Source organism: Skermanella sp. (genome assembly GCF_059503625.1).
Genome location: NZ_JCACHA010000422.1, coordinates 1 through 2,431, shown reverse-complemented (window position 1 = coordinate 2,431; position 2,431 = coordinate 1). Strand labels below are relative to the sequence as shown.

At 68.8% G+C, this 2,431-nt stretch carries 4 protein-coding genes; 3 read left to right on the top strand and 1 reads right to left on the bottom strand.

The genetic code is table 11. The features are described 5' to 3' along the window. A partial coding sequence (locus AC5JJ6_RS09305) for a GntR family transcriptional regulator (RefSeq protein ID WP_496041769.1) occupies positions 1–216 on the bottom strand: 216 nt, incomplete at its 3' end. 212 nt (positions 217–428) lie between these two features. On the opposite strand from AC5JJ6_RS09305, the gene AC5JJ6_RS09300 reads away from it, so the two are divergent. Genes AC5JJ6_RS09300 through hpxZ form a run of 3 tightly spaced genes read left to right on the top strand, consistent with a single transcriptional unit; the run spans position 429 to position 2,341 of the window. After that, positions 429–590, top strand: coding sequence for a DUF4089 domain-containing protein (locus tag AC5JJ6_RS09300; RefSeq protein ID WP_496041768.1), 162 nt, complete (start codon positions 429–431; stop codon positions 588–590). Further along, entirely contained in the window at positions 587–1,951 is a 1,365-nt protein-coding gene (locus AC5JJ6_RS09295; RefSeq protein ID WP_496041767.1) for an AtzE family amidohydrolase, read from the top strand. The genes AC5JJ6_RS09300 and AC5JJ6_RS09295 overlap by 4 nt, the downstream gene beginning before the upstream one ends. 15 nt (positions 1,952–1,966) lie before the next feature. Beyond that, positions 1,967–2,341: an oxalurate catabolism protein HpxZ gene (gene hpxZ / locus AC5JJ6_RS09290; RefSeq protein ID WP_496041766.1), complete on the top strand. Its 375-nt coding sequence runs from the start codon at positions 1,967–1,969 to the stop codon at positions 2,339–2,341. The last annotated feature ends 90 nt before the right edge of the window (positions 2,342–2,431 follow it).

Genomic DNA, 2,431 nt, shown 5'->3' with positions numbered 1-2,431 from the left:
GGCGCCCTTGTGGGCACGCAGGACGACCAGCCCGGTCGAGGAAAGCTGCTTCAGCGCTTCGCGGACGGGCGTGCGGGAGACGCCGAACCGGTCGGCCAGCTCCTGTTCGTCCAGCCGGACGCCGGGGAAGACCCGGCCGCTCATGATGTCGTCGGCAATCGCTTCGCGGATCTCGTCCGCCCGCGTGCGCCGTAGTTCGATCCGCTGCTCACTCACCCTGACGCATACTCCAGGTCCTTGAAGGGCCGCCCATAATTTGGGCATGGATGCAACGCTTTGCCAGCGCCGCAGGGCCGCGGCACCCGCTTGCACGCCGCATTCCAGCTACATCCATGCCAATGGCATGCCGGTTGCTGAGGTATATCCGGCTACACCAGGGAGGGACTATGCCAGATAGCACTTTCGATGCCGTAAAACATGTGGAGCACATGGCTGCGGTCCTTGGTCTCGCCATCGATCCGGCCTACATGCCCGGGATCGCCGGCAACATGGCCCGCACGGCGGAAATCGCCCGGCTCGTGACCGATTTTCCCCTGCCGGACGACACGGAAATCGCTCCGACCTTCCATCCGGGGAGCGAAGGCGCATGATCGGCCGGTCGAGCACGGCGCTGGAGACGGCGGCGGCGGTCCGGAGCGGTGCCGTCAGCGCCGTGGACGTGACCCGGGCGGCGCTGTCCCGGATCGCGGCGGACGATCCCCGACTCGGCGCCTTCACGGCGTTGACGTCCGACCGCGCCCTGGCGCAGGCGGCCAAGGTCGATGCGGCGGTGGCGGGAGGCGGCGATCCGGGACCGCTGGCCGGCGTGCCCTTCGCGGTCAAGAACCTGTTCGACATCGCCGGGGTGGCGACCCTTGCCGGATCGAAGATCAACGCCGGTCATCCGCCGGCCTCCTCCGACGCCGTGCTGATCCGGCGCCTTGTCAAGGCGGGGGCCGTGCTGGTCGGCGCGCTCAACATGGGGGAATACGCCTACGACTTCACGGGAGAGAACTGCCACTACGGCCCGTCACGCAACCCGCACGATCCCTCCCGCATGTCGGGCGGCTCGTCCGGCGGATCGGGCACGGCGGCGGCGGCCGGGTTCGTTCCGCTGACGCTGGGGTCCGATACCAACGGTTCGATCCGGGTGCCGTCGTCCTTCTGCGGGCTGTTCGGCCTCAAGCCGACCTTCGGCCGCCTCAGCCGGGAAGGGACCTTTCCGTTCTGCTTCAGCCTGGACCACCTGGGGCCGCTGGCCCGATCCGCCGCCGATCTGGCGGCCGCCTACGATGCGATGCTGGACCCCGCCGGCAAGGCCGAGCCGACAATGCCCGGCCTCGGACAGGGCGCCGACGGCCTGCGGATCGCCGTCGCCGGCGGCTACTTCGCCAAGGGCGCCCTGCCGGAAGCCTTCGAGGCGGTGGCGGCTGTGGCCGCAAGTCTGGGCGCCAGGGAAACGGTGACGATCCCCGAAGCGGCGCGCGCCCGTGCCGCCGCCTATGTCATCACCACGGCGGAGGGCGGCAACCTTCATCTGGAGCGATTGAGGACGCGCGCGGCGGACTTCGACCCCGCCACCCGCGACCGCCTGCTGGCCGGCGTCATGGTGCCTTCGTCCTGGTATCTCCAGGCGCAGCGCTTCCGGCGCTGGTACCATGACCGGGTGATGGAGCTGTTCGCGAACGTCGATATCGTCCTGGCTCCCGCCACTCCCTGCACCGCACCGCCGATCGGGCAGGAGACCATGGTGCTGGACGGCGTGGAGATGCTGGTCAGGCCCAATATCGGCATCTTCACCCAGCCCTTGTCGCTGATCGGGCTTCCCATCGCGGCCGTCCCGGTCCAGCGTCCCGGCGGGCTCCCCATCGGCGTCCAGGTGATCGCGGCGCCCGGCCGGGAAGACCTGGTCCTGCGGGTCGCCGCCCAATTGGAACTGTCGGGTGTCTGTGCGGCTCCGGTCCCGAACTGAAGGAAAGACACCGATATGGAAATCAACGATCCCGAGACGCTGGCGGAGGTCGCCGCCGCCTTCGCCCGGTACGAAACCGCCCTGGTGACCAACGATGTCCCCGTCCTGGACGAGCTGTTCTGGGACAGTCCCCATACCCTGCGCTTCGGTGTCGGGGAGAACCTCTACGGCTACGCGGAGATCCGGGAGTTCCGCGCCGCCCGCCCGTCGGCCGGGCTGGCGCGGGAGATCTTCAACACCGTCATCACCACCTATGGCCGCGACTTCGCGACCGCCAATACCGAGTTCCGCCGGGAGGGAAGCGCTAAGACGGGGCGGCAGAGCCAGACCTGGATGCGGACGCCGGACGGCTGGCGGGTGGTCTCCGCCCATGTGAGCCTGCTGGGATAGGCATCCGCCCCAGTCCTTTTAGGCCGGATACTGTTCGATAGCATTTGCCTCGACCCGTGTTCCAGGGTGACGCTCGTCGTAGACGCGGCC

What these genes read in the sequence shown, in the direction of transcription:
- AC5JJ6_RS09300 (WP_496041768.1), top strand. Translation starts at nt 429, where the DNA reads ATGGCTGCGGTCCTTGGTCTCGCCATCGATCCGGCCTACATGCCCGGG.
- AC5JJ6_RS09295 (WP_496041767.1), top strand. Translation starts at nt 587, where the DNA reads ATGATCGGCCGGTCGAGCACGGCGCTGGAGACGGCGGCGGCGGTCCGG.
- hpxZ (WP_496041766.1), top strand. Translation starts at nt 1,967, where the DNA reads ATGGAAATCAACGATCCCGAGACGCTGGCGGAGGTCGCCGCCGCCTTC.